The organism is Streptomyces sp. NPDC032721 (assembly GCF_055579625.1).
The window spans coordinates 24,040-49,166 of the sequence record NZ_JBVIMX010000026.1 but is presented as its reverse complement, the minus strand read 5'-3'; the positions used below and the strand labels follow the sequence as shown (position 1 = coordinate 49,166).

Here is a 25,127-nt window from a genome sequence, read left to right as displayed (position 1 = left end):
CCTAACATCAGCTCGGTCTCGACGGATAGGTGCTTTCCGTACTGCCCTCGGAGCAGCGCCACTGCCTCCGGCGGTACGACGACCCACCGGCCGCCGCTCGCGATGCTGGACGGCATGAAGACGTCGAACAGCACGGGCACCACGGGCAACGCGCGCAGCACGGGCAACGCGCACAGTGCGCACACGCGGTCCCGGTCACTCTCCGCCATGGAGCGGGCCTGTGTCGCGGTCGGGGTCCTGCTCTTCGCGTCCGGGCTGCTGCACCTGGGCGTCTTCGCGGTGGACGGCAGGCCGTGGACGGGCCCGGTGTCGTGGCGCAAGCCCGTCACCTTCGGGCTGTCCTTCGGGGTGACGCTGCTCGCGGCGGTGTGGGTGGCGTCGTACCTGCGGATCGGGCAGCGGACCCGGAACATGATCCTCGGGCTGTTCGCCGCGGACTGCGTGGTGGAGGTCGGCGGCATCACCCTCCAGGCGTGGCGGCACGTGCCCTCGCACCTCAACATGGAGTCCGGCTTCGACTCGGCGGTGTCGATGACCCTGGCCGCGGGCGGCGGACTGCTCGTGGTGCTGCTGACGGTGCTGGCGGTGGCGTCCTTCCGGCGGAGGCCGGCCGGTCCCGCCGGGATGCCGTTGGCGCTGCGGGCGGGGTTCGCGATCCTGCTGGTGGGGCTGGCGTCGGGGGCGGCGATGATCGCCCGAGGGGTGATCCTGACGAGGACCGGTCACCAGCTCGACGCGTACGCCTCGACGGCCCCGCTGAAGCCGCTGCACGGGGTGAGCCTGCACGCGGTCCTGGTGCTGCCCGCGCTGGCGTGGCTGATATCGGTGGGCACGGCGTGGAGTGCGCAGGTACGGGAGCGGGTGGTGGCGGCCGGGGTGTGGGCGTACGGGGCGGCGGTGGCGGGGGCCGCCGCCTGGGGACTGCTCGCGTGACGCCCGTACCGGAAGCGGAAGCGGAACAGAAAAGCGTTGCCCCGGCCGGTGAAGTCCCGGCCGGGGCAACGCTTCTGACGCTACGTCAGTGACGTGAGCGGCGTGTGCGGGGTGCTCAGACGAGCAGCGCCAGCGCCTCGTTCAGCGTCTTCGACGGACGCATCACCGCAGCGGCCTTGGCCGGGTCGGGCTGGTAGTAGCCACCGATCTCGACCGGGGAGCCCTGCACCGCGATGAGCTCGGCGACGATGGCTTCCTCCTGCTCCGCCAGCTGCTTGGCGACCGGGCCGAAGGCCTCGGCCAGCTTGGCGTCGGCGGTCTGCTTGGCCAGCTCCTGGGCCCAGTACAGGGCGAGGTAGAAGTGGCTGCCGCGGTTGTCGATGCCGCCCAGCTTGCGGCTCGGGGACTTGTCCTCGTTGAGGAAGGTGCCCGTGGCGCGGTCCAGGGTGTCGGCGAGCACCTGGGCGCGCGCGTTGCCCGTGGAGGTGGCGAGGTGCTCGAAGGAGACGGCCAGCGCCAGGAACTCACCGAGGGAGTCCCAGCGGAGGTAGTTCTCCTTGACGAGCTGCTGGACGTGCTTGGGGGCGGAACCGCCGGCGCCGGTCTCGAAGAGGCCGCCGCCGTTCATCAGCGGGACCACGGAGAGCATCTTGGCGCTGGTGCCCAGCTCCAGGATGGGGAAGAGGTCCGTGAGGTAGTCACGGAGCACGTTGCCGGTGACGGAGATGGTGTCCTCGCCGCGGCGGATGCGCTCCAGGGAGTAGGCGATGGCCTTCTCCGGCGCCATGATCTCGATGGTCAGACCGTCGGTGTCGTGGTCGCCGAGGTACTTCTTCACCTTGGTGATGAGCTGCGCGTCGTGGGCGCGGGTCTCGTCCAGCCAGAACAGGGCCGGGACGCCGGTGGCGCGGGCGCGGGTGACGGCCAGCTTGACCCAGTCCTGGATCGGGAGGTCCTTGGTCTGGCACATCCGGAAGATGTCACCGGCGCCGACGGCCTGCTCGATGAGCGCGGTGCCGGAGGCGTCGACGACGCGGACGGTGCCGGTGGCCGGGATCTCGAAGGTCTTGTCGTGGCTGCCGTACTCCTCGGCCTTCTGCGCCATCAGACCGACGTTGGGTACGGAGCCCATGGTCGACGGGTCGTAGGCGCCGTTGGCGCGGCAGTCGTCGATGACGACCTGGTAGATGCCGGCGTAGGAGGAGTCCGGGATGACGGCGAGGGTGTCGGCCTCGTTGCCGTCCGGGCCCCACATGTGGCCGGAGGTGCGGATCATGGCCGGCATCGAGGCGTCGACGATGACGTCGGACGGCACGTGCAGGTTGGTGATGCCCTTGTCGGAGTCGACCATGGCCAGCTCCGGGCCCTCGGCGAGCTCGGCGTCGAAGGACGCCTTGATCTCCTCGCCGATGTGCGGGATGGACTCCAGGCCCTTGTAGATGCCGCCGAGGCCGTCGTTCGGGGTCAGACCGGCCGCGATGAGCGCCTCGCCGTACTTCGCGAAGGTCTTCGGGAAGAAGGCGCGGACCACGTGGCCGAAGATGATCGGGTCGGAGACCTTCATCATGGTGGCCTTGAGGTGCACGGAGAAGAGCACGCCCTCGGACTTGGCGCGGGCGAGCTGCGCGGTGAAGAACTCGCGCAGGGCAGCGACGCGCATCACGGAGGCGTCGACGACCTCACCGGCGAGGACCGGGACCGACTCGCGCAGCACGGTGGTGGAGCCGTCGTCGCCGACGAGCTCGATGCGGAGCGAGCCCGCCTCGGCGACGGTGACGGACTTCTCGGTGGACCGGAAGTCGTCGGCGCCCATGGTGGCGACGTTCGTCTTGGACTCGGGGGTCCACTTGCCCATGCGGTGGGGGTGGGCCTTGGCGTAGTTCTTGACCGAGGCGGGGGCACGGCGGTCGGAGTTGCCCTCGCGCAGGACCGGGTTGACGGCGCTGCCCTTGACCTTGTCGTACCGGGCGCGGACGTCCTTGTCGGCGTCGGTCTGCGGGTCGTCCGGGTAGGCGGGGAGGGCGTAGCCCTGACCCTGGAGCTCGGCGATCGCGGCCTTCAGCTGCGGGATCGAGGCCGAGATGTTGGGCAGCTTGATGATGTTGGCGCCGGGCGTCTTGGCCAGCTCGCCGAGCTCGGCGAGTGCGTCATCAATACGCTGCTCCTCCTTGAGGAACTCCGGGAAGCTCGCGATGATGCGGCCCGCCAGGGAGATGTCACGGCTTTCGACCGTGACACCGGCCGTGGAGGCGTAGGCCTCGACGACGGGCAGGAACGAATACGTCGCGAGGGCCGGGGCCTCGTCGGTGTGCGTATAGATGATGGTCGAGTCAGTCACCGGGTACTCCGCTCCACGTCTGCAACATTGCTTGACGTCAAGATATCTCGTGTGGGGGGTGGGGTGGTGACGGGGGCGGAATCGGGGGGGCGGAGGGCGGGGGGGCTCCGCTGCGCGGGCTGTTCCCCTCCCCGCCCCTTCCCGAAGTTCCACAGTGCGTGCTCTACGGGGAAGCCCCGTCCAGCCCGGCGCCGGACGGGGCGTTCCGCTGCGGGGGCGAGTGGGCTGCAGAGCCCGCTCAAGCTCTCCGGGGAACGGCCCGGGGACCAGTGCGGGGGTGGGCTCGGGGAGCGTGCCGTTCAGCCAGTCGCGCGTCATGCCGCGACCGCTCGCGCTGGGCGGGAGTGAGCCCGTCCGTTTCGTCGGCGGGTCCTCGGGGCCAGGACGGACAGCACCCATGTGGTGAGTCTGGCGACAGAGTCGCGCATGTCGTTCAGGCATGGGGCGCCTCCTGTCTTCCCGAGAAGTCAATGGTTCCGCTCGATTCGCAAGGGGTGGCGCGACTATTCGCCAGGGTGCGCTACATGGTCTGCCACTGGTCAGGGATGTTCAGGTTGGGGCAACCTTGAGGAGGACAGGTGTCCCGCAATCCCAAAGAGCACCAGCGTGCACCGGCGTTCGAACTCCGCTGCGGCGGACTCCACTTGACCGTTCAGCGCGTGCCCGTGTGGCTCGTCTCGCTCGTCACCGCGGCGGGCAGCATCGGAGCCGCATGGTGGGCGGGGCAGTGAGCGGAACGTACGCACGCGGGCTGTCAGTGGCAGCCGGTACAGACGTCCCTCACCTGTGGGAACCGCATGGTTACGGGCGACCGGCAGACCGCCGTGTGCCAAGCCGGAGCGTCACACCCCAAGATCAGTAACCGTGCCCGTCGTCCACACGGGCGGGGACGTCCCCGCTCGTGCTCGAACACTTCGACCTCACTGCTGTACGGTCACGCTGCCCCCGGAATCCGTAGCGGTATGAGCGGCCGCAGCCGGTCCGCAGACGCCCCGACGGCCCGGGTCACGGGCGTGGAAAGCGGGCGCGCACGGCGTCGATGCAGGTGTCCCGGGATGTGGGCCCGCCGAACCGGAGACGGTCGTAGGCCGTGAACGCCGGTTCCAGCGTGTCGAGTTCGTCGACCAGGGCATGCAGCCTCGCAGACCACTGCGCGGAACCGGCATCCGGCTCGTTCGCCGCGGCTCCGATCGCGGTCGTCAGGCAGTCCTTGCGCTGGATGGTGGCCGGTGTCACCGAGTGCAGACACACGTACTGTCCACTCAGATACGCATTCCACTCCGCCTTCCCAGCGATCGGGTCGGCCCAGTGAGCGGTGAACCACGCTTCGAGCAGGTCCACGCCGCCGGACTCGTCGGCGAGAGCGAACAGGTCGGCCGGCACCATCTCGGCACCGTCGGAACGCAGATACCCCGGAAGCGGCAGACGCTGCCCCAGCATCAGTCGACGCACCGCGTCGGCATCGCGGCCATGAGCTGCGCACAGTTCCTCCAGGGCAACGAACTGCGCGCTGACATATGCGTCATCGGCATCGGTCATCGGATGGTCACCGTTGACCTCGTGGAACCGCTCGACGAGCTGCTGCTTCAGGTCCGTCTCGGGCAAGGGGGCCTCCCGGGGTCATCGGCGCGGGCATCTCCCGCACAGGACTCCGCACGCTACAGGCCGGACGGTTCGGCACTCACCGAACTATCGAGGGAATCACGAAGAACGAAAAGGCCCGCGGTGAACGGGTACAGGGATGTTGAAGACGGGTCTCGCCGAAGTCAATCCCGATAGCGGCAGAGTTACGGACCGAGAGCCGGATGCGTCGGACCGCGCGCAGCGTTTCGGCTGCCGTGGGTTGGGCAGAGGTGGCGGGCCCGGCCACGGCCGGTGGTCGAGGTGCGGGTGCGTTCGTGGCTGGCCGCGCAGTTCCCCGCGCCCCTGAAGTACTCGTAGTTACGGGCGCAAGGAACTGAGCGGCGCTGAGCACGAGTACCTGGGGGCGCGGGGAACTGCGCGAGCAACCACCCACCGGCCCGCGCGTAAGGACCCCCCGGCCCCGCGGCCAGCGGTCTAGGGAAGGGGCGGGGAGGGGCACCTGCCCGCCGCAGGCGCGACACCGCCGAACGCTTCGGGGCCGTGTGGCGGGAGGTGCAGGAGGGGGTGTCCCCCTCCCCCCCCGTCGGCCGCGTGGTCAGGCGGTGAAGGTGCTCAGGTCCAGGGCCGTCAGACGTTCCGGGTCCGCCAGGATGTTGATTTCCAGGATCTTGCCGTCCACGACCGTGAAGTCCATCACCGAGACCGGACGTCCGTCCATGATCGTGACCAGGCCCGTCGCCCCGTTGACCGACGCCGTCGACGCGAAATGCGCGAACTCCGAGAACATGAGCGCGTTCGAGACGACCTCCCGCGCCCCCCTCACCACCCTCGACGCCTTCCGCATCGTCGGCCCCGCGTCCGCCCTCAGCACGCACTCCGGATCCAGCAGCGCCAGCAGCCCGTCGAAGTCTCCGCCCCTGGACGCGGCCAGGAACGCCCCGACCACCTTCCGCTGCCGCAGCGCGTCCCCGTCCGGCGTGGGCGCCGTGCCCTGCACCCGGCGGCGGGCCCGGCTGGCCAGCTGGCGGGTGGCCGCGGGGGTGCGGTCCACCAGCGGGGCGATCTCCTCGAAGGGGACCGCGAACAGATCGTGGAGCACGAAGGCGAGCCGCTCCGCCGGACCCAGCGTCTCCAGCACCACCAGCAGCGCCAGCCCCACCGAGTCCGCGAGCACCGCCTGCTGCTCGGGGTCGGTGTCCTCGCGGCGTACGACCGGATCGGGGACGTGCGTGTCGTCGAGCGGGTCGAGCGGGTCCTCCCGGCGCGACGTGCGCGAGCGCAGCTGGTCGAGGCAGACCCGGGCGACGACGGTGGTCAGCCAGCCGGGCAGGTTGTCGATGGTCCCCGCGTCCTGGCGGCCGAGCCGCAGCCAGGCCTCCTGCACCGCGTCCTCGGCCTCGCCCGTCGAGCCCAGCATCCGGTAGGCGACCCCGCGCAACCGGTCCCGGTTCTCCTCGAAGCGGGCCGCCAGGAAGTCGGGTCCGGACTCGTCACACATCGCATCGGGCACGGCGGGCTCGCTCTCTCGTCATCGTGGGTCTCGTCCGTCTGACGATCCCCGGCCCGCGAATGTGACGGCGACGGCTACGAAGCCTTGGCCACCAGCCGTACCGTCCCGGCGATCTTGCGTACCGTAGCGTCCGGCACTTCGCCGGGCACCCCCTTTGCGCCCACGAAGGTCCACGACGCCAGGGCGCCGTCCGCGCGCGGGAAGACGAAGGCCAGGACCTTGCCGTCGGTGGCGCACTTCGACTTCTTCGGGACACCGGCCGAACTGGCCGTCACCAGGCTGCCCTTGATCCCCGAAGCGGTGGTGAACGGCTCTGCCGGATCCGTCTTCCCCTTCGCGCGGTCCGGCTGGGTGTACAACCCGTAGAGCCACTCCCTCGCGTTGTTGCTCGCGGCGGCATCGGCGCTCTTCGCCGTGCGTTCGCCGCGCGAACCGGCCGAGGCGAGCGACTTCGACCCCGAGCTGCCGTCCGGGTCACCGGCGGGCACGCACCACTTCTCCTTGAGCATGCCGGGCGAGGAGAAGGCAACGAGGGGCTTCTCCTCGGGGTCCCGGTCGTCGGCGACGTAGCTGACCCAGTCGATCGACTTCCGGTCCCACTGCGGCGGTACGTCGAAGGCGACGCCCAGCTTGGGGTTCACCACGGTCTTCCACCCCGCGACGAGGGGCTTCGGCTCACCCGACTTCTCCCGTACGGTGCCGCCCCCGGCCCCGTCCCCGGTGGCGGACGGTGTGGAGACCGCCTTGTCGTCCTTCTTCTTCGGGTCGTCGGCTGCGTCGCCGCCCTTGCCACGGACCAGGAACACGGTGGCGGCACAGGCGACGACGACCACCGCGGCGGCGACCACGACGACGGTCGTGGTCCTGCGTCCTCCGCCACCGCCCTGCGGCGGAGGAGCCGGGTAACCCTGCGGCCCCGGCTGCCCGTCCCGCAGATACGGGTTGTCCTGCTGGTGCTGGTGCTGCGGGTACTGTCCGGCCCCCGACGGCTGCTGTCCTTGCCACATGGGGAGCAACCATAGACACCTGCCCCACCAGCCCCACGGGCCCCGTCGGTTCGCGCCCCGTTCGCGCCCCGCACCCCTGCGCTCACGCTCCCGGAACGCGGTCCAGGAATCCCTTCACCGAGGCGACCCGCCCGTCCTCGGCGAGCGTGATCACGTCGAAGCCCGCCACGGGCGCCGAACCGTCCGCCCCGGAGACCAGGTCCCAGGTGAAGCGGACGAGGTCGTGGTGCCCGTCCGGGGTTCCGGTGAGCGCGAACTCGAAGCCGGGGAACTGGGCGTGCGCCCCTGCGATCAAGGCGGCCAGCCCCTCGTGCCCGGCCACCTCGGCGAGCGGGTCGGTGTAGGTGGCGTCCTCGGTGAAGGCGGCGGCGACGGCCTTGGCGAGGTCGTCGGGGCCGGTCGTTGCGTTCCAGGCGGCGAAGTAACGCTGGACGGCGGTCTCGTACGTGTGCGTGGTCATCGGGAACCCTCTCGTGCCGCGGTCCCGCCCTGTGCGGTCCCTGCCAACACGCCCACGATCTCCCGGAGTCGGCGCGGGGTCGATTACCTCCGGGGTAACCCCGCCCCACGCCGGTCACCTCAGCCGGGGGTCGTAGTCCACCCCGCTCCACAGCCCGCGCGGCGGCCCGCTCGCCGCGTGCGCGCCCCAGATCCGTACGGTCTTCTCCTCGTCGTCCGGGTCGTACGGCAACCAGCCCGGCTCCCCCGTCGCCGCGAAGTCCGCCCAGGCGCGCACCAGTCGGCCTGCCAGCTCGTCGTCGGCGGGGTCCGGCGGGCCCCCGATCAGGAACTCCAGCCGGGGGTCGCGGTGGTTGCCGAAGGCGAAGGGGATGTCCGCGCAGTGCCAGGCGCGCACCACGACCCGGCCTTCGGCGTCGGTACGGCGGCGGGCGAAGCGGGAGTGGAAGGTGCGGCCCCCGGCGCGGACGTGGGCGTCGGCGACGCGGTTGCTGTACTCGGCGAAGAACAGGTCGCCGATGAGGGCGAGGTAGAGCTCCTGGACGGGGGCTCCCGGCATGCGCGCCCGGTATCCGTCGACCAGCTCCGCAGGGAGGCCGAAGTCGGTGCGGAACGACTCCAGTTGGTCCTCCGAAACGACCTCGACGCTCTGGCCGACGGCGTCCATCAGCCAGTACTCCTCGGTGGTGTGGCAGACCAGCAGGTCGATGCCGGCGACCGGGGCCACGGCGTGCGCGGCGAGAGGGTCGGCGGGCAGGACCGTACCGTCGGCGACCGGTCCGTAGAGGACATCGTTGTGGTGGCGGACGCCGAAGCCGGGGTCGCCGTGGAGGGTGGCGGAGACCCGGTCGGAGGCGGCGACGAGGGCGTGCGGGGAGGCGGAGAGCAGCCCCTCGGTGGTGGCGGGGACTCCGGCGGCCGAGGCGATCCAGCGGGTGTTCTCGGCGGCGGTGGCCGGTGAGAAGCAGGGTCCGACGGCACTGTGCGCGATCACGCGCCGGAACAGTCCGCGCGCCTCTTCCATCAGCATCAGGCTGACGGCGGAGGTGGCACCGGCAGACTGTCCGGCGACGGTGACCTGCTCCGGGTCGCCGCCGAAGGCCGCGATGTTCGTACGGACCCAGCGCAGGGCGGCGGCCTGGTCGAGGAGGCCGCGGTTCTCCGGGTACGGGGTGCCGGGGCCGCCGTCGGGGAGGTGGCCGAACCCCTCGAAGCCGATGCGGTAGTTGACGGTCACCACGACCAGTCCGGCCCGGGCCAGCACCGTACCGTCGAAGTCGGGCTGGGCGGACGAGCCGAAGGTGTAGGCGCCGCCGTGGATCCACACGAGGACCGGCAGGCCTGCTTCCGAGCCGGTGGGTGAACCCGAACTGCCTTCCGGCGCCCAGATGTTGAGGGTGAGTACGTCCTCGTCGCCGGGCACCCAGGAGGGGGCGCCTGGCAGCTCCGCCGACTGCGGGGAGATGGGCCCGTGGGCCGTGCTGTCCCGTACGCCGTCCCAGGGCGCGGGGGGCTGCGGGGCGCGGAACCGGTGGGGGCCGAAGGGCGGGGCGGCGTAGGGGATGCCGAGGTACGCGGTGAGGCCGGGTGCGGGCCGCAGCCCGCACAGCAGTCCGTCGCGGACGCGGACGGTGGGCGCATCGGCATCAGCATCGACATCAGCGGAAGCGGACGCGGGCTCCAGCGCGCGGGTCCAGCGGACCTCGCCGTCGAGGCGTTCGTCGGTCGGGGCGAGTCCGATGACGCGGGCGACCGCCTGTGAGGCCAGGTGGTCGGGGTGGATGTGGGCGCGCAGTTCGCGGATACCGGGCTGCCCGACCAGCCAGTCGGCCAGTCCTGCGGCGGCTTCGGTCGCGATGCCCCGGCCCTGCCAGCCGGTGCCCACCACCCAGGCCAGTTCGGCGACTTCGCCGGTGACGGTGGCCTGCACGGTCCCGGTCAGCCGGTCCTCGCCGCGCAGCCGGACGACCCAGTTCAGCCAGCTGGTGCCTGGCTCGGGGGCGCCCCGCTCAAGCCGCTCGTAGCGCGCACGGAGGGCGTCCGCGCAGAGGGGTTCGCCGCCGGTGAAGATGTGCAGCGCGGGATCGGCGAGGACCTCGGCCATCTCGGCGGCGTGACCGGCGGAGAGCGGGAGGAGGTCGAGGCGGGGGGTGGTGAGGAGCGGGGCGGGGAAGAGCGGGGCGGTGGGGCGGGCTGGCATGCGGGGCGGATCTCCGTGTGTCGGGGGAGGTCACGGTAGCCGCAGGGGGTGCTGGGGCGACAGCCGATTGATCGCAGGAGGCCGCAGGGGGCGCCGCCCCGCGGAGCTCGCCGCACAACACCCGCCCCCGCCAGCCGAGTTGACCGATTCGTTGCGGTACGACGTCTTCTGGTGCCGTCCGATCGGCCATAGGCTCCCCCCGTGTACGACAAGTACGACAAAGGTGAATCCCGCCCGCTCCACGCATTCGCCACTGCCCCCGCCCTGACCGTCTGCGCCGTCACCGCCGCGCTCCTCACCGGCCTGTCCGGCCGGTACGGGTACCACCGTGACGAGCTGTACTTCCTCGTCGCGGGCGACCACCCGGACTGGGGCTATGTCGACCAGCCGCCGCTGACCCCGTTGATCGCCAAGGCGTCGAGCTCCCTCTTCGGGGAGAGTCCGGCCGGGCTGCGGGTCGCCGGGACCCTCGCCTGTGTCCTGCTCATCCTGCTGGTCACTTTGGTCGCCCGGGAGCTGGGCGGCGACCGGCGGACCCAGACGCTGGCCGCCGCGTGTGCGGCGACCTCGACGTTCGTGCTGGCCGTGGGGCACATGGTGTCCACGGCCACCTACGACCTGGTGGCGTGGCTGGCGATCAGCTGGCTGTTCCTGCGGCTGCTGCGGTCCGGCGATCCCCGGTGGTGGGCGGTGGTCGGTGCGGCCGTCGGGATCGGCGTGCAGAACAAGTACCTGGTGGCGATGCTGGTGGCGGCCCTGCTCGGCGGGTTCGCCGTGGCCGGGCCGCGCAGACTGCTGCGCAGCCCGTGGCTGGGGGTCGGCGTCGCCCTCGCCGTACTCATCGCGTGGCCGAACCTGTGGTGGCAGGAGCAGCACGGCTGGCCCCAACTGACGGTGGCGGGCGGCATCGTGGCCGACGACGGCTCCGAGAACCGCGTCCTGTTCGTACCCCAGCAGCTGCTCTTCCTTTCGCCGCTGTACGTTCCGGTGTGCGTCGCGGGCTGGCTGCGGCTGTGGCGGAGCCCTGACGTGGCATGGGCGCGGGCGGTCGCGTGGGCGTATCCGCTGCTGTGCGCGCAGGTGATCGGTACGGGCGGGAAGCCGTACTACGCGCTGCCGTTGCTGCTGGTGCTGCTCGCGGCGGGCTGCACACCGACGTGCGCGTGGCTGGCGCGCGGGGCGCGGCGGGTGCGGCGGGGGCTGCTCGCCGGGGCGGTCGCGGTGACGGCCGCGATGAGTCTGGCGGTGGGGCTGCCGGTGCTGCCGCCGAGCGCGCTGGGGCCCATCAGCTCGATCAACCCGGAGCAGGGCGAGCAGGTCGGCTGGCCCGAACTGGCGGACGCGGTGGCGGCGGGCTGGCGGCACATCCCGCCGGCCGAGCGCGCCGCTTCGGTGGTCTTCGCGCAGAACTACGGGCAGGCGGGTGCTCTCGTACGCTACGGCCCGGCGCGCGGTCTGCCTGCCCCGTACTCGGGCCACATGAGCTTCGCGGACTGGGGCCCGCCCCCCGACACCGCGACCGGCCGCGTCCTGGTGCTCCGCCAGCGCGAGAGCGGCACCGGCCCCGGCGCCTTCTTCCGGGACTGCCGGCAGGTGTCCCGCGTCGACAACGGCGAGAACCTCGACAACGAGGAACAGGGCACGGCCGTCCTGCTCTGCGCGGGAACGACCGCTCCCTGGTCCCAACTGTGGCCCCGGCTGCGGCACTTCTACTGACGGCCGCCGCCCGTGTCTGCCGCTACCCCTGTGACTGCACCCTGCGCACCACGGAGTCAGGTCCCGGCGACATCACCGTCTCCCGCCCGTCCGCGAACCGCACGCGGTACGGCGGCGTCCCGTCCGGCCCCAGCACCTCGACAATCTCCGCGACCCGGTCCTGCTGCCCCACGATCCTGCCGTGCGTCAGCAGTTGGTCTCCCACGTTCGCTCGCATCGGACCTGACCTCCCGAGGTCGGTTCTGAGGCGCCAAGTCTAAGGCGGAGCAAGTGAGTTGAGACCCGGAAGTACCTCCTCGCCCGTCTTAGGATCAGCTCCGCACCCGCTGGGTGACCGCGATGCACACCAGCACCGCCACCGCCGCGACGGGCGCGGCCACCGGCAGCACCTCCCCCAGCACCAGCACCGACCACACCAGGGTCAACAGCGGCTGCGCGAGCTGGAGTTGGCTCGCCTTCGCGACCCCGATGTCCGCCATCCCCCGGTACCAGACCACCAGGCCGAGGAACTGCGACCCCACAGCCACCCACAACAGCCCGACGACCCCGTGCACCGTCCACTCCAGCGGCTCGACCGCCAGCGCGACCGCGGCGGCGGGCAGTGCCACCGGCAGGCACATGATCAGCGCCCAGCCGATGACGTGCCAGCCGGGCATCACCCTGGCCAGCCGGCCGCCCTCGGTGTACCCGGCCGCGCACACCAGCAGTGCGGCGAAGAGGTAGAGGTCGCTCGTCGAGAGGGCGCCGCCGCTCTGCTGCACCGTAAAGCCGATGACGACGGCCGCGCCGGCAAGTGCCGCCGCCCAGAAGGCGCGTGAGGGGCGGTTGCCGGTGCGTACGGCCGAGAAGACCGCGGTGGTGAGCGGCAGCAGGCCCACCACGACGGCGGCGTGGGACGTCGTGGAGGTCTCCAGGGCGAGCGTGGTCAGCATCGGGAAGCCAAGGACGGTGCCGATGCCCACGACGGCGAGACCGCCCCAGTGCCTGCGCTCCGGCACCGGCACCCGCAGGGCGAGCAGGGCGCTGCCCGCGACGAGCGCGGCGAGCACGCTGCGCACCGCGACGAGCGTCCACGGCCCGAAGCCGTCGAGGCCCCACGCGGTGGCGGGGAAGGTGAGCGAGAAGGCGACGATGCCGAGGGCGGCGAGCAGGGTGCCGTTACGGGCCGGGGTCCCGCCGGACCGGGCGGGCCGACCGGATCCACCGGGCTCCGCGGTCCCGCCGGGCTCCCCCGATCCGCTTTCCGGTATCGGTACCGTGACATCAACTGCTATCGCAGGAGAGGGAGTAGCGCTATTCTGTGCTGTCATGCATGAGCGTAGCAGCGTTACTGAACTGGCAGAAGTGCTCCGGGCGGATCTCCACCGCTACTCCCCCGGTGGAAAGCTGCCGTCGAGTCGCGCTCTGGTGGAACGCCATCGGGTCAGTCCCGTCACCGTCTCCCGGGCCCTGGCCAGACTGGCCGCCGAGGGTCTGGTCGTGACCCGGCCCGGCGCCGGGGCCTTCCGCGCCGAGGCGCCCGCCGCGTCCCGGGCGCCCGGCGACACCTCCTGGCAGGAGGTGACGCTCAGCGCGGACGGCGGGTCGGATCCGGTGCCGCGTTCGGTGGACGCGTCCGGCGTGCTGGTCACCCTGGCCAGGCCCGCCGAGGGCGTCATCGAGTTCAACGCGGGCTATCTGCACGCCTCGCTCCAGCCCGAGCAGGCCATGGGCGCGGCCCTGGCCCGGGCCGGCCGGCGGCCGGGCGCCTGGGGCAGGCCGCCCACCGACGGCATCCCCGAGCTGCGCGAATGGTTCGCCCGGGGCATCGGCGGAGCGATCGGCGCCGCCGACGTACTGATCGCGTCGGGCGGGCAGAGCGCGCTGACCACGACGCTGCGCGCGCTCGCGCCGCCCGGCGCACCGGTGCTGGTCGAGTCGCCGACGTACCCCGGAATGCTCGCCATCGCCCGGGCCGCCGGGCTGCGTCCGGTGCCGGTGCCGATGGATACGGATGGCGTACGTCCGGAACTCCTGGAGGCCGCCTTCCGGGCGACCGGGGCGCGGGTCTTCGTCTGCCAGCCGCTGTTCCAGAACCCGACCGGTGCGGTGCTGTCCGCCGAGCGGCGTCCCGAGGTGCTGCGGATCGCGCGGGCGGCGGGCGCGTTCGTCGTCGAGGACGACTTCGTACGGCGGCTGGTGCACGACGACGCGGGGCCGCTGCCCCGCCCGCTGGCCACCGACGACCACGACGGGGTCGTGGTGCACGTCTGCTCGCTCACCAAGGCCACCTCGCCCAGCTTCCGCGTCAGCGCGCTGGCCGCACGCGGTCCGGTCCTGGAGCGGCTGCGCGCCATCCAGGTGGTGGAGAACTTCTTCGTGCCGCGCCCCCTCCAGGAGGCGGCGACGGAGCTGGTCGGCTCCCCCGCCTGGCCGCGCCATCTCCGTACCGTGGCAGCCGAGTTGAGGGTCCGCAGGGACACCCTCGCCGCCGCGCTCCGCGGCAGCCTGCCGGGGCTCGCGCTGCCGCACGTCCCGTCCGGGGGCTACCACCTGTGGTTGCGGCTGCCCGACGGCACCGACGAGAACGCCGTGGTCTCGGCCGCGCTGCGGGCCGGGGTGGCGGTCGCCCCCGGCCGCCCCTACTTCAGCGCCGAACCGCCCGCCGGTCACCTGCGGCTGAGCTTCGCGGCGGTGGCGAGCACGGCGGAGATCACGGAGGGGGTACGGAGGCTGCGCACGGCGTGCGCGGAACTGGGGTTCGGCACGGCCGGCCCCTGCGCACCGGCCGGCGTCTCCCGGGCGCTCAGCCCATGAGGACGTCGACCCCGTGCTCCGCGAGAACGTCGAGGGTGGAGTCGAAGTAGGCCATCAGATGGTCGCGCGCGGTGTCGGAGTCCTGCCAGACGAGGGTGAAGGGAGCGGTCGCGCCGAAGCCGCCGCGCAGGCAGTCGTTGAGGGCGTCGAGCGTGGCCCCGAAGTAGCCGCCGGGGCCGTTGACCGCTTCGCCGAGTGCGAGGAAGAGCGCGGCGCGGTCGGTGACGTGCCGGCCGTCGAGGACGTAGGTCCTTCCGGCCGGGGCGTCCGGTCCCGCCTCCTGCCCGGCGAAGTGCCGCACCCGCACGGCGTCGAGCCACTCCCTCCGGCCCTCCGGGTCGAGCCCCGCCCACGCCCCGGACCCGGAAGCCTGCGCCCACTGTTCGCTCATTCGGCCATTCTCCGCCACGGCCCCCGCTCTCCGCCTCCCCGGGCGGCACCTGCGCCCCTTCGGCCGCTCCGCTACGCGTAGTGGTCCCGCACCACCCTCTTCATCGCCCCGGTCCGGTCCGCCGCCACCTCGCGCGCCGCGAAGAAGACATGGCCGCCGACCTCGGGAAGGCCCTTGGCGAGGGTCAGGTGCCGGGAGAGTTCCGCCGGGTCCTGCCAGGCCGCGGGCTGGGCGGGGTCGCCCGCCTTGTAGAGGGCCTCACCCAGGTACAGGTCGACGCCGGTGCCGCGCACCGTCCCCGCCCACCACCGGGCCAGCTCCGCGTAGTCCGCCTCCGGGAGGCCGATGTTCCAGTAGAGCTGGGGGCAGATGTAGTCGATCCGGCCCTCCCGCACCCACTTCCGGGTGTCCGCGTACAGGTCGTCGTACGTGCCGACGCCCGCCCTGGTCCGCGATCCCTCCGGGTCCTTGGCGGCGTTGCGCCACACGCCGAAGGGGCTGATCCCAAAGCGCACGCCCGGGCGGAGCTCGCGGAGGCGGTCGCCGGTCTCCCGTACCAGGAGCTCCGTGGTGTGGCGGCGCCAGTCACCGACGTCCGCGAAGTCCGCTCCGTACGCCGCGTGGGCGGCCGCGTCGTCGAAGGTCTCCCCGGCCACCGGGTACGGGTAGAAGTAGTCGTCCCAGTGGACGGCGTCCACGTCGTAGCGGCGCACCGCGTCCAGCATCGCGTCCTGGACGAAGCGGCGGACCTCCGGCAGGCCGGGGTGGTAGTAGAGCTTTCCGCCGTACGGGATGATCCACTCCGGATGCAGGCGGGCCGGGTGGGTGGCGGAGAGCCTGGAGGGGTCTGTGTGATTCGCCACCCGGTACGGGTTGAACCAGGCGTGCAGCTCCAGGCCGCGCCGGTGGGCCTCCTCGACGGCCGTGCCCAGGGGGTCCCAGCCGGGGTCGCGGCCCTGTTCGCCGGTGAGGCATTCCGCCCACGGCTCGTACGGGGAGGGCCACAGCGCGTCGGCGGTCGGGCGGACCTGGAGGATCACCGCATTGAGCTTCGTACGTACCGCGGTGTCCAGGTGAACCAGCAGCTCAGCGCGTTGTTCGTCGGCGCTGAGCCCCTTGCGGGACGGCCAGTCCCGGTTGGCCACGGTGGAGATCCACATGCCCCGCAGGTCCGTCGCGCGGCCCGGCCCGCCGGCCCCTCGCGCGCCGGCCGCCGCGCTTCCCGTCAGGGTCATCGCGGAGAGCACTCCGGCCGCGCCCGCCAGAAGCCTCCTTCGTGCGACATGTCCCACAAAATGCCCCTCACTGTGTCCGTCAGGCCCGGTGTTTCCGGACAGCATGCCCGCCCCTCCCGCCATCACCGCGCAAGCTGGGAGTAACGTCGGGGGTTCGTGGCGGGGCCGGACCCAGACACCGGGCGGGCCCCGCGGGCGAGAATTCCGAGAGCTTGACGTCGAGCTCGACCGTAGAAGCGAAAGGCACGATGTGACCGACATCGAACGCGTCGGAGTGGTGGGCTGCGGCCAGATGGGCGCCGGCATCGCGGAGGTGTGCGCCCGCAGCGGCCTTGAGGTCAAGGTCGCCGAGACCACGGGCGAGGCGCTGGAGATCGGCCGGACGCGCCTGTACAACTCCCTCTCGAAGGCTGCCGAGCGCGGCAAGATCTCCGAGGAGGAGCGCGACGCGACGCTGGCCCGCCTGAGCTTCACCACCGACCTCGGCGAGTTCGCCGACCGTGACCTCGTCATCGAGGCCGTCGTCGAGAACGAGCAGGTCAAGACGGAGATCTTCCAGGTCCTGGACCAGGTCGTGACCCGCCCGGACGCCATCCTGGCCTCCAACACCTCCTCCATCCCGCTGGTGAAGCTGGCCGTCGCCACGTCCCGTCCGGACGCGGTCATCGGCATCCACTTCTTCAACCCGGCACCGGTGCAGAAGCTGGTCGAGCTAATCCCCGCCCTCACCACCTCCGAGGGCACCATCAGCCGGGCGCACGCCATGGTGGAGAAGATCCTCGGCAAGCACGCCATCCGCGCCCAGGACCGCTCGGGCTTCGTGGTGAACGCGCTGCTCATCCCGTACCTGCTCTCGGCGATCCGGATGTTCGAGTCGGGCATCGCCTCGCGCGAGGACATCGACAACGGCATGGAGCTGGGCTGCGCCCACCCGATGGGCCCGCTGAAGCTGGCGGACCTGATCGGTCTGGACACCGTCGCCTCGGTGGCCGACTCGATGTACGACGAGTTCAAGGAGCCGCTGTACTCCGCTCCGCCGCTGCTCCAGCGGATGGTCGACGCGGGCCGGCTCGGCCGCAAGACGGGCTCGGGCTTCTACCCGTACGGCTGAGACCGCGTACGGCCGACAGAGCGTCACGCACCCTCGCCGCGCCCCCCGCACTCCTGATTCGCACGGAGTGTGCGGGGGCGCGCGCGGTGTGCGGGGTGTGCTCGCATATGCCCCGTACACACGCTCCCGCCTTATGGGCAAAGGGAGTTGACTCACCGTCACAGGAACAGAGTCGACTCTCCCGTGAAGGAGCGGACATCGTGACCACCGACCCCGAGCAGAGCGTGGTCGTAGAAGAACTCTCCGATGTGCGCCGCCGCCTCGACGTGGGGCTGGCCCACATCGAGGGACGGCTTGCCGTACAGACGCTGCGCGACGACCAGAACGACAAGGACCTCGCCGATCTGGTCGCCCGCGTCAGCGCCCTGGAGCACTCCCGCTGGCCGCTGCCCGCGGTGGCGGCGCTCACCGCTCTCGGTGCGCTCGCCGTCGCCGTCTGGCAGGCCATCGGGCGTTAGGGCGTGCCCGGCCCCTCAACTTGCCTCAGCCCAGCCGCAGATGGTGCAGCATCAGCAGCCCGGCCGCCATGTTGGCGGCCGGCACCTCTCCCCTGGCGATCATGTCGGGGATCAGTTTGAGCGGTATCCACTCACGGCGGGAGGACTCGAAGTCGTCCTGCGGGTAGCCGGTGTACGTGGCTCCCTCCGCCCAGTAGAGGTGGTGGCGGGCGTCGGTGAGGCCGTTGGACGGTTCGACGGTGAGCAGGTGGCGCAGGGGCCCCGGGCGCCACCCCGTCTCCTCCTCCATCTCACGGGCCGCGGCCTCCTCGACGTCCTCGCCGTCCTCGACCACACCGGCGGCCAGTTCCCAGCCCCAGCTGTCGGTGATGAAGCGGTGGCGCCAGAGCATCAGCACCTCGTTCGCCTCGTTGACGGCCGTCGCGACGGCGACCGCGCGCAGGCGGATGAGGAAGTGGTCCAGGTGTCGGCCGTTGGGGAGTTCGACGTCCGCGAGATTGACCCGGAACCACGGGTTCTCATACACAGTTTGTTCGTTTAGGTTCGTCCACTGCACGGTTCTGCCACCTTCCGGCAATTTGATGCACGTAGATGGCAACATCGCAGCAGGGGCACGCCGGGGGAACCGGCGCCTGACGGATCTCTACAGCGGAGTGCGCAAACCCTCGCAGAGCGGAACCACAGCGGAACTACAAGGGGATGCGCAGCGCCCCGTCGATCATTTCGGCCGCCTCGTCGGCCTGGGCACAACCGCTGGCCGCCAGATGCTCGCGCACGGCCCGCAGCCGGTCTCTCAGTCGCTGGGACTCCATGCCCCGCGCCTGCTCGGCCATCTCGACCGCGGTGGCCACGGCCCGGTCGGCCTCGCCCTGCCGCAGTTCGACATGGGTGAGGATCGCGAGCCGGTGCACCCGGCCGCGGTCGTGTGCGCGGGTGTCGACCGCCGCCGCCGCGTGCTCCCGCGCGGTCGACAGGTCCCCCATGCTGAGCAGCGCCTCCGCCACCTGCACGTTGACCAGGCCGGGTTGTACGTAGCCGGTCTCGTCGGGCTCGTGGCCGGGGCGGATGCGGCTCGCGGCCTTCTCGGCCCGCCTGATGCACGCCAGCGCGCTCGTCCCGTCGCCGAGGTGGGCATACGACTTGGCCTGCATCGCGTACAGGTCGGCGGCCAGCGCCGGGGTGATCTCGCGTCCCGCCGTGCGCAGCGCGGCCTCGGCGAAGGCGACCGCCTGCCGGTACTCCCGCATGAACAGCGACTGGTTCACCAGCAGGGCGATGACGTACGCGCCGAGCCCCCGGTCGCAGCTGGCCTTGGCGAGCCGCAGTGCCTGGTGGAAGTAGCGCTGGGCCAGGCCCTGCGCGTCGGAGTCGTAGGCGCAGATTCCCGCGATAGCCACCAACCCGCCGGTGGCCCGGTGCAGTTGACGGCCCGTCGCGTCGTTGTAGCCGCCGCGCAGCAGCGGGGCGGTCTCGGAGTTGAGGAAGCCGACGATGCGTGAGCGGGTCGCGATGCCGCCGGCCTTGCGGTACATCTGCTCGTAATGTGCCCGGGCACCCTTGAGCGCCTCGATGTCCGAGAGGTTCACATGGGTCTGCCCGGACCGGGAGACATCACTGTCCTCGGGCGGGTTCTCCCACTCCCAGACCGGCATCACGGCCGGCGTGCCCGTGACGGCGGGCGCGCCGAGGACGTGCGGGCGCTGCTGTTCGTCGGAGCGCCACAGTGCGGTGGCGCGCTCCACGAACCCGGAGAGGGTGGAGGAGGAACTGCTGCTCGGCGTAACCAACTCGCCCCGGAATCCGCCCAGTCCGATGTCATCGAGGGCCACCTGCCGGTGCAGCCTGCTGCTGAGCACCTCGCAGATCAGGTCGGGTGCCTGACCGCGCGGACGCTGCCCCTTGAGCCACCGGCGGACCGCCGTGTGGTCGTAGCGCAGCGCCAACCCCCGTTTCTTCCCTGCCTGGTTGACGTGTGCGGCCAGTCCGGCCTGGGAGATCCCTGCCTCGTCCAGCAGAGCGTCGAGGAGTGCATTGGGCTGCATGGAAAGCGCCTCCGGCTGACTGAAGTCCTGAACAGCGTAGTACCGGCGCATTCACACGGGGGGTGAACGGAATGCCCGGATCCATCTCCTTCACCCGCTCCCGCCCCGGCCGCCGAATCGGTTGACTGAACTGCCTCGCAAGAGGCGGCCGGGCCGTCGGCTCCCCCTCCACAAGTGCGGCGGCCCGTTCCCACCCCCGTCCGCCCTGCTCTGTCTGCCCGACATCCCCCCGGGCAGGGCGGACGGCAGCCGCTGCCGCGCCCCGGACCGAACAGGCCCTCCCGTCGGCAGGCCGGAACCCGGCGGCAACTGTCTACCGGCGGGACGGTTCGGGGCGTGGCCGGCGGGACACCGAGCCCTGTTCGCCGGGCTGGGCGGGGACGCGCAGCCGGTCGTTGCGCAGCACCACCAGCGCCACGTCGTCGCAGACCCGCCCGCCGGTGTGCCCGAGCAGGGCGTCCTGGACCCGCTCGACGATCGCGGCGGGCGTCAGCGGGTGCACGGCGGCCCTGCCGAGCGCGTCGCGCAGCGAGAAGAACTCCCCGGCCGCGTCCCTGGCGTCCTCGGCGCCGTCGGTGTGCAGCACCAGGAGCTCCCCCGGCAGCAGTCGTACGCAGCTGTGGACCGGCAGTTCGGCCGGGAGCGGGAAGGGTCCCAGCGGCGGCAGTGGCTCCCCGCCGGCCACCTGCTCAGCCTCGCGCAGGAGCCGGTAGGGCCACGGGTGACCGCAGTTGAGGGCCAGCACCTCGCCGTCCTGCTGGATTTCGAGGAGCAGTACGGTGACGAACTCCTCGGCCAGCGGGCTGTCCGGCTCCGCCCCGCCCGACGAGGGGTGTTCGTCGCGGGCGCGCTCGCGCAGGTGCCGCTGGAGGGCGCGCTCCAACCGTCGCATCACACCGCCCAGTTCGGGCTCGTCGTGGGCGGCCTCGCGGAAGCTGCCGAGCAGGGCGGCGACCGCGCCGATCGCGGGCAGGCCGTGTCCCCGTACGTCCCCGATGACCACCCGCACCCCGTGCACGGTCGCCATCACCTCGTACAGGTCCCCGCCGACGGTCGCCCCTTCGCTGGCGGAGAGCCGGCCCGCGGCGAGCGCGAGTCCGTCGAGGCGGGCGGGCAGCGGGCGCAGCAGTACGTCCTGGGCGGCGCGGGCGACCTCGGTGACCCGGCGCAGCTCGCGCAGCGGTCCGCGCCGCACGCCCAGTGCCAGCCCGGCGAGGGCCAGCAGGAAGCCGAGGCAGGTGACGAGGTCAGGGACGATTCCGTCGTCGTCGGACCGGGGGCAGAGCATCGCCCAGCCGGTGACGAGGGCGAGCCAGAGGCCGAGGAGCACGATCCGGTTCACGCACCGGACGGGCCGGGCGCGGCGACGGACGCACTTGCCCGCCCGCTCCGCCACCTTCCCCGCCCTGTAACGGATCATTCCGGACGGCCCCCTCTGAGCTTCGCCATCTTCTGCGGCCCGGTCGGCCGGAATGATTCTGTTCTGCGTTCGCGCCCGGATAGGTACATCGCCCGCACATCTCACTCAAATGAGTGAGGGGCACACCCGTGTCCCGGATGTGCCCCTCGGCAACACGCTCAACAGCGGTTGCGCACTGCCTCGTTGACCGCCCCGCAGGACGTGCGCGAAGGAGTGTGTACGGGTGTTACGCCCCGCGCAGCACCGCCCCGGTGTGCTCGGCGGCGAGTGCCACCGCCGCGTCGCGGGCGGCCGTGGCCTCCTCGACGGTCAGCGTGCGGTCGGCGGCCCGGAAGCGCAGCGCGAAGGCGAGCGACTTCTTGCCCTCGCCGAGCTGCTCACCGGCGAACACGTCGAACAGCCGGATGTCCTCCAGGAGTTCGCCCGCGCCCCGGCGCAGCCAGCCCTCGACGGCGTGCGCGGTGACGGCCGCGTCGACGACCAGGGCCACGTCCTGGGTGGCGACCGGGAAGGTGGAGATCCGGGGTGCCTGCAGCACGCCCCGACCGGCCTTCTCCAGTACGTCCAGGTCGATCTCCATCGCGCAGGTGCGCTCCGGGAGGTGCATCGCCTTCACGACGCGCGGGTGCAGTTCACCGGCGTACCCGATGACCTGCTCCGTGCCGTCGACGACGACCGACAGGGCGGCGCAACGGCCCGGGTGCCAGGGCTCGTTGACCGCACCGGCGACCAGCAGCTCGACGCCGGCCTCGCGGGCCAGCGAGCGGGCTGCCTCGATGGCGTCGGCCCAGTCGGCCGGGCGGCCCTTGCCCCACCAGCCGGCCTGCTCGCGGGCGCCCGCGAGGACGACGGCGGCGTGCCGGGGCTGGGCGGGCAGCGAGGCGTTGAGGCCCGCGATCTCCTCGTCCGTGGGACGGCGGTCGACCGGCAGCCGTACGGCCTTGGTCTCCTCGCCGGTGGGCCGGAAGACCAGACCGGTCTCGAAGAGCGCCAGGTCGTGGCTGCCCCGGCCGTCGTTGCGGCGCAGCGCGCCGAGCAGGCCCGGCAGCAGCGTCGTACGGAGCGCGGGCTCGGTGTCGGCGAGCGGGTTGACCAGCTTGACGGTGTTGCGGCGTACGTCGTCGGCGGCCAGCTGGAGCTGGTCGAAGGAGGCGTCCCCGACGAACGGGTAGTTCAGGGCCTCGACGTAACCGGCCCCGGCGAGCGCCCGGCCGACCCGGCGGAACAGCCGCTGGCGCTCGGTGAGGCCCCGGCCGGACGGCGGGGTCGGCAGCGTGGAGGGCAGGTTCTCGTACCCCTCCAGCCGGATGACCTCCTCGGCCAGGTCGTTGGGGAACGCCAGGTCGGGGCGCCAGGACGGCACGGTGACCGTCAGGTCGTCCTGCCCGTAGACGTCGCAGCCGACCTGCTGGAGGCGGCGCACCACGGTCTCGCGGCCGTAGGCGACGCCCGCGACGCGGTCCGGGTGGTCGGCCCTCATGGCGATGGAGCGGGGCGCGGAGGGCGCGATGACCTCGGTGACCCCGGCCTCGGCGGTGCCGCCCGCGAGCAGCACCAGCAGGTCGACGGTCCGCTGGGCGGCGGCGGACGCGGCCTGCGGGTCGACACCGCGCTCGAAGCGCTTGGACGCCTCGGAGGTGAGCTTGTGGCGGCGCGAGGCGCGGGCGATGGTCAGCGCGTCGAAGTGCGCGGCCTCGACGACGACCTCGGTCGTCCCCTTGACCTCACCGGTCTCGGCGTCGGTCTCGACGTCGGCGACCTCGGTGTTGGCACCGCCCATGACGCCCGCCAGGCCGATCGGCCCGCGGTCGTCGGTGATGACCAGGTCCTCGGCGTCGAGGGTGCGCTTGACGCCGTCGAGCGTGGTGAACTTCTCGCCCTGCTCCGCGCGCCGGACGCCGATGGCGCCCTGGATGCGGGTGCGGTCGTAGGCGTGCAGCGGCTGGCCGAGCTCCAGCATCACGTAGTTGGTGATGTCGACGGCCAGCGAGATCGGGCGCATGCCGGCCTTCTGCAGACGGCGCTGCATCCAGATCGGCGAGCGGGCCTCGGGGTCCAGGCCGGTGACCGTACGGGCGGTGAAGCGGTCGCAGCCCTGCGGGTCGCTGATCTTCACCGGGTAGCCGTACGAGTTCGGCGCCGGGACGTCGAGGAGTGCCGGGTCGCGCAGCGGCAGGCCGTAGGCGGTGGCCACCTCGCGGGCGATGCCGCGCATCGACAGGGCGTAACCCCGGTCGGGGGTGACCGCGATGTCGAGCACCTCGTCGACGAGCTCAAGGAGCTCGATGGCGTCGGTGCCGGGCTCGTACTCCATCGGCAGCACGATGATGCCGCCGGTGCCGTCGTCGCCCATGCCCAGCTCGTCACCGGAGCAGATCATGCCGTGCGAGGTCTTGCCGTACGTCTTGCGCGCGGCGATCGCGAAGTCGCCGGGCAGCACCGCGCCCGGGAGGACCACGACGACCTTGTCGCCGACGGCGAAGTTCCGGGCGCCGCAGACGATCTCCTGCGGCTCGCCGGTGCCGTTGGCGGTGCCGACGTTGACCGTGCAGAAGCGGATCGGCTTCTTGAAGCCCTCCAGCTCCTCGATGGTGAGGACCTGGCCGACGACCAGCGGGCCCTTGAGGCCGGCGCCGGTCTGTTCGACCGTCTCGACCTCAAGTCCTGCGGACACCAGCTTGGCCTGTACGTCACGGCCGGTCTCGGTGGCGGGGAGATCGACGTACTCCCGCAGCCAGGAAAGCGGGACCCGCATCAGATCTCCATCCCGAAGGGCCGAGTGAAACGCACGTCACCCTCGACCATGTCTCGCATGTCTTCCACGTTGTGCCGGAACATCAGCATCCGCTCGATGCCGAAGCCGAAGGCGAACCCGCTGTACTTCTCCGGGTCGACGCCGCAGGCGGTCAGCACCTTGGGGTTGACCATGCCGCAGCCGCCCAGCTCGATCCAGCCCTCGCTGCCGCAGGTGCGGCACGGCCGGTCCGGGTTGCCCACGGACTCGCCGCGGCAGACGTAGCAGACCATGTCCATCTCGGCGGACGGCTCGGTGAAGGGGAAGTAGTTCGGGCGAAGCCGGGTCTTCATGCCCTCGCCGAAGAGTGCCTGGACCATGTGGTCCAGGGTGCCCTTCAGGTCCGCCATCGTCAGGCCCTCGTCGACGGCCAGCAGCTCGATCTGGTGGAAGACCGGGGTGTGCGTGGCGTCCAGCTCGTCGGTGCGGTACACGCGGCCGGGGCACACCACGTACACCGGCGGCTCACGGCGCTCAAGGAGCGCGCGCGCCTGCACCGGGGAGGTGTGGGTGCGCAGCACGACACCGGACTCGTCGTTCTTCGCGCCGTCCTTGCCCTGCACGAAGAAGGTGTCCTGCATCTGCCGGGCCGGGTGGTCCGGCACGAAGTTCAGGGCGTCGAAGTTGAACCACTCCGCCTCGACCTCGGGGCCCTCGGCGACCTCGTAGCCCATCGCCACGAAGACGTCGGCGACGCGCTCCATGAGGGTGGTCAGCGGGTGGCGGGCGCCGGCCGGGACGCGGTCGTACGGCAGCGTGACATCGACGGCCTCCTCGACCAGTACGCGCTCGTCGCGCTCGGCCTCCAGGACCGTCAGCCGGGCCGCGAGGGCCTTGTTGACGGCGCCGCGGGCCATGCCGACGCGCTTGCCCGCCTCGGCCTTGGCCTGGGGCGGGAGCGCGCCGATCTCGCGGTTGGCGAGGGACAGCGGCGAGGTGGGCCCCGTGTGCGCGGTCTTGGCGTGCGTCAGCGCGTCGAGGTCGGCGGCGGCCTCGAAGGCGGCCAGCGCCTCGTCCCGCATGCGCTCGATCTCTTCGGGTTTCAGCGCCTCGACCTCGACAGGGTCGTACGACTTATTGGGTGCGGACATCTCTTCCCGTACTTCCGATGGCTGGTGGGCGGCCCCGCTCGA

The 25,127-nt window shown here is 71.9% G+C and carries 21 protein-coding genes; 6 read left to right on the top strand and 15 right to left on the bottom strand.

What is annotated here, in order from left to right:
- Nucleotides 1–207 precede the first annotated feature (207 nt).
- Nucleotides 208–933, top strand: coding sequence for a hypothetical protein (locus tag ACZ5PB_RS37925; protein ID WP_468697773.1), 726 nt, complete (start codon nucleotides 208–210; stop codon nucleotides 931–933).
- A 115-nt stretch (nucleotides 934–1,048) separates the two neighbouring features.
- Here the strand turns inward: ACZ5PB_RS37925 and ACZ5PB_RS37920 are convergent, their stop codons facing one another.
- Nucleotides 1,049–3,271: an NADP-dependent isocitrate dehydrogenase gene (locus ACZ5PB_RS37920; protein WP_468697674.1), complete on the bottom strand. Its 2,223-nt coding sequence runs from the start codon at nucleotides 3,269–3,271 to the stop codon at nucleotides 1,049–1,051.
- A 578-nt stretch (nucleotides 3,272–3,849) separates the two neighbouring features.
- Here ACZ5PB_RS37920 and ACZ5PB_RS37915 point away from each other — a divergent pair.
- Nucleotides 3,850–4,002, top strand: a complete 153-nt coding sequence (locus ACZ5PB_RS37915; protein ID WP_468697673.1) for a hypothetical protein — start codon at nucleotides 3,850–3,852, stop codon at nucleotides 4,000–4,002.
- Between the two features lie 274 nt (nucleotides 4,003–4,276).
- On the opposite strand, the gene ACZ5PB_RS37910 is transcribed toward ACZ5PB_RS37915, so the two are convergent.
- From ACZ5PB_RS37910 to ACZ5PB_RS37890, 5 genes are all read right to left on the bottom strand, one after another.
- A complete protein-coding gene (locus ACZ5PB_RS37910) occupies nucleotides 4,277–4,876 on the bottom strand; it encodes a DUF6058 family natural product biosynthesis protein (protein ID WP_468697671.1) in 600 nt (199 codons plus the stop codon).
- A gap of 574 nt (nucleotides 4,877–5,450) precedes the next feature.
- The gene (locus tag ACZ5PB_RS37905; protein ID WP_468697772.1) at nucleotides 5,451–6,353 is read right to left on the bottom strand and encodes a sigma-70 family RNA polymerase sigma factor; all 903 of its coding nucleotides are present in this window, start codon (nucleotides 6,351–6,353) and stop codon (nucleotides 5,451–5,453) included.
- A gap of 86 nt (nucleotides 6,354–6,439) precedes the next feature.
- Entirely contained in the window at nucleotides 6,440–7,372 is a 933-nt protein-coding gene (locus ACZ5PB_RS37900; protein WP_468697669.1) for a DUF8017 domain-containing protein, read from the bottom strand.
- Nucleotides 7,373–7,454: 82 nt separating this feature from the next.
- Entirely contained in the window at nucleotides 7,455–7,832 is a 378-nt protein-coding gene (locus tag ACZ5PB_RS37895; protein WP_468697668.1) for a nuclear transport factor 2 family protein, read from the bottom strand.
- A gap of 114 nt (nucleotides 7,833–7,946) precedes the next feature.
- On the bottom strand, nucleotides 7,947–10,031 hold the full coding sequence (locus tag ACZ5PB_RS37890; RefSeq protein WP_468697666.1) for a GNAT family N-acetyltransferase: 2,085 nt from the start codon (nucleotides 10,029–10,031) through the stop codon (nucleotides 7,947–7,949).
- Between the two features lie 201 nt (nucleotides 10,032–10,232).
- Here ACZ5PB_RS37890 and ACZ5PB_RS37885 point away from each other — a divergent pair, with 201 nt between their 5' ends.
- Nucleotides 10,233–11,747: a glycosyltransferase family 39 protein gene (locus ACZ5PB_RS37885; RefSeq protein WP_468697665.1), complete on the top strand. Its 1,515-nt coding sequence runs from the start codon at nucleotides 10,233–10,235 to the stop codon at nucleotides 11,745–11,747.
- Nucleotides 11,748–11,769: 22 nt separating this feature from the next.
- Here ACZ5PB_RS37885 and ACZ5PB_RS37880 read toward each other — a convergent pair whose 3' ends face one another.
- Together ACZ5PB_RS37880 and ACZ5PB_RS37875 are read right to left on the bottom strand one after the other, a co-directional pair.
- Entirely contained in the window at nucleotides 11,770–11,964 is a 195-nt protein-coding gene (locus tag ACZ5PB_RS37880; protein ID WP_468697664.1) for a DUF1918 domain-containing protein, read from the bottom strand.
- A 94-nt stretch (nucleotides 11,965–12,058) separates the two neighbouring features.
- Nucleotides 12,059–13,057 carry a DMT family transporter gene (locus ACZ5PB_RS37875; protein ID WP_468697662.1) on the bottom strand — a complete coding sequence of 333 codons (999 nt, stop codon included), beginning with the start codon at nucleotides 13,055–13,057 and terminating at the stop codon, nucleotides 12,059–12,061.
- Here ACZ5PB_RS37875 and ACZ5PB_RS37870 point away from each other — a divergent pair.
- Nucleotides 13,056–14,543, top strand: coding sequence for an aminotransferase-like domain-containing protein (locus ACZ5PB_RS37870; RefSeq protein WP_468697659.1), 1,488 nt, complete (start codon nucleotides 13,056–13,058; stop codon nucleotides 14,541–14,543). The genes ACZ5PB_RS37875 and ACZ5PB_RS37870 overlap by 2 nt on opposite strands.
- Here ACZ5PB_RS37870 and ACZ5PB_RS37865 read toward each other — a convergent pair.
- Both ACZ5PB_RS37865 and ACZ5PB_RS37860 read right to left on the bottom strand, forming a co-directional pair.
- Nucleotides 14,533–14,934 carry a barstar family protein gene (locus tag ACZ5PB_RS37865; RefSeq protein WP_468697658.1) on the bottom strand — a complete coding sequence of 134 codons (402 nt, stop codon included), beginning with the start codon at nucleotides 14,932–14,934 and terminating at the stop codon, nucleotides 14,533–14,535. The genes ACZ5PB_RS37870 and ACZ5PB_RS37865 overlap by 11 nt on opposite strands.
- A 71-nt stretch (nucleotides 14,935–15,005) precedes the next feature.
- The gene (locus ACZ5PB_RS37860; RefSeq protein ID WP_468697656.1) at nucleotides 15,006–16,226 is read right to left on the bottom strand and encodes a glycoside hydrolase family 10-like protein; all 1,221 of its coding nucleotides are present in this window, start codon (nucleotides 16,224–16,226) and stop codon (nucleotides 15,006–15,008) included.
- Nucleotides 16,227–16,419: 193 nt separating this feature from the next.
- On the opposite strand from ACZ5PB_RS37860, the gene ACZ5PB_RS37855 reads away from it, so the two are divergent.
- Together ACZ5PB_RS37855 and ACZ5PB_RS37850 are read left to right on the top strand one after the other, a co-directional pair.
- Entirely contained in the window at nucleotides 16,420–17,280 is an 861-nt protein-coding gene (locus ACZ5PB_RS37855; protein ID WP_468697655.1) for a 3-hydroxybutyryl-CoA dehydrogenase, read from the top strand.
- 200 nt (nucleotides 17,281–17,480) lie between these two features.
- Nucleotides 17,481–17,738 carry a hypothetical protein gene (locus ACZ5PB_RS37850; RefSeq protein WP_468697653.1) on the top strand — a complete coding sequence of 86 codons (258 nt, stop codon included), beginning with the start codon at nucleotides 17,481–17,483 and terminating at the stop codon, nucleotides 17,736–17,738.
- A gap of 25 nt (nucleotides 17,739–17,763) precedes the next feature.
- Here the strand turns inward: ACZ5PB_RS37850 and ACZ5PB_RS37845 are convergent, their stop codons facing one another.
- The 5 genes from ACZ5PB_RS37845 to pheS all read right to left on the bottom strand — a co-directional run bounded on the left by ACZ5PB_RS37845 (nucleotide 17,764) and on the right by pheS (nucleotide 25,085).
- A complete protein-coding gene (locus tag ACZ5PB_RS37845) occupies nucleotides 17,764–18,294 on the bottom strand; it encodes an NUDIX hydrolase (protein WP_384357507.1) in 531 nt (176 codons plus the stop codon).
- Between the two features lie 133 nt (nucleotides 18,295–18,427).
- A complete protein-coding gene (locus ACZ5PB_RS37840; protein WP_468697652.1) occupies nucleotides 18,428–19,780 on the bottom strand; it encodes a transcriptional regulator in 1,353 nt (450 codons plus the stop codon).
- Nucleotides 19,781–20,093: 313 nt separating this feature from the next.
- Nucleotides 20,094–21,200 (bottom strand): PP2C family protein-serine/threonine phosphatase, encoded by a 1,107-nt coding sequence (locus tag ACZ5PB_RS37835; protein ID WP_468697650.1) that lies wholly within the window; start codon nucleotides 21,198–21,200, stop codon nucleotides 20,094–20,096.
- A 226-nt stretch (nucleotides 21,201–21,426) separates the two neighbouring features.
- The gene (pheT, locus tag ACZ5PB_RS37830) at nucleotides 21,427–23,955 is read right to left on the bottom strand and encodes a phenylalanine--tRNA ligase subunit beta (RefSeq protein ID WP_468697649.1); all 2,529 of its coding nucleotides are present in this window, start codon (nucleotides 23,953–23,955) and stop codon (nucleotides 21,427–21,429) included.
- On the bottom strand, nucleotides 23,955–25,085 hold the full coding sequence (gene pheS, locus ACZ5PB_RS37825; RefSeq protein WP_468697648.1) for a phenylalanine--tRNA ligase subunit alpha: 1,131 nt from the start codon (nucleotides 25,083–25,085) through the stop codon (nucleotides 23,955–23,957). Before pheS ends, pheT begins: the two co-directional genes overlap by 1 nt.
- Nucleotides 25,086–25,127 lie beyond the last annotated feature (42 nt).

What these genes read in the sequence shown, in the direction of transcription:
- ACZ5PB_RS37875 (WP_468697662.1), bottom strand. Translation starts at nt 13,057, where the DNA reads ATGACAGCACAGAATAGCGCTACTCCCTCTCCTGCGATAGCAGTTGAT.
- ACZ5PB_RS37895 (WP_468697668.1), bottom strand. Translation starts at nt 7,832, where the DNA reads ATGACCACGCACACGTACGAGACCGCCGTCCAGCGTTACTTCGCCGCC.
- ACZ5PB_RS37905 (WP_468697772.1), bottom strand. Translation starts at nt 6,353, where the DNA reads ATGTGTGACGAGTCCGGACCCGACTTCCTGGCGGCCCGCTTCGAGGAG.
- ACZ5PB_RS37880 (WP_468697664.1), bottom strand. Translation starts at nt 11,964, where the DNA reads ATGCGAGCGAACGTGGGAGACCAACTGCTGACGCACGGCAGGATCGTG.
- pheT (WP_468697649.1), bottom strand. Translation starts at nt 23,955, where the DNA reads ATGCGGGTCCCGCTTTCCTGGCTGCGGGAGTACGTCGATCTCCCCGCC.
- ACZ5PB_RS37840 (WP_468697652.1), bottom strand. Translation starts at nt 19,780, where the DNA reads ATGCAGCCCAATGCACTCCTCGACGCTCTGCTGGACGAGGCAGGGATC.
- pheS (WP_468697648.1), bottom strand. Translation starts at nt 25,085, where the DNA reads ATGTCCGCACCCAATAAGTCGTACGACCCTGTCGAGGTCGAGGCGCTG.
- ACZ5PB_RS37900 (WP_468697669.1), bottom strand. Translation starts at nt 7,372, where the DNA reads ATGTGGCAAGGACAGCAGCCGTCGGGGGCCGGACAGTACCCGCAGCAC.
- ACZ5PB_RS37870 (WP_468697659.1), top strand. Translation starts at nt 13,056, where the DNA reads ATGCATGAGCGTAGCAGCGTTACTGAACTGGCAGAAGTGCTCCGGGCG.
- ACZ5PB_RS37890 (WP_468697666.1), bottom strand. Translation starts at nt 10,031, where the DNA reads ATGCCAGCCCGCCCCACCGCCCCGCTCTTCCCCGCCCCGCTCCTCACC.
- ACZ5PB_RS37865 (WP_468697658.1), bottom strand. Translation starts at nt 14,934, where the DNA reads ATGAGCGAACAGTGGGCGCAGGCTTCCGGGTCCGGGGCGTGGGCGGGG.
- ACZ5PB_RS37925 (WP_468697773.1), top strand. Translation starts at nt 208, where the DNA reads ATGGAGCGGGCCTGTGTCGCGGTCGGGGTCCTGCTCTTCGCGTCCGGG.
- ACZ5PB_RS37835 (WP_468697650.1), bottom strand. Translation starts at nt 21,200, where the DNA reads ATGATCCGTTACAGGGCGGGGAAGGTGGCGGAGCGGGCGGGCAAGTGC.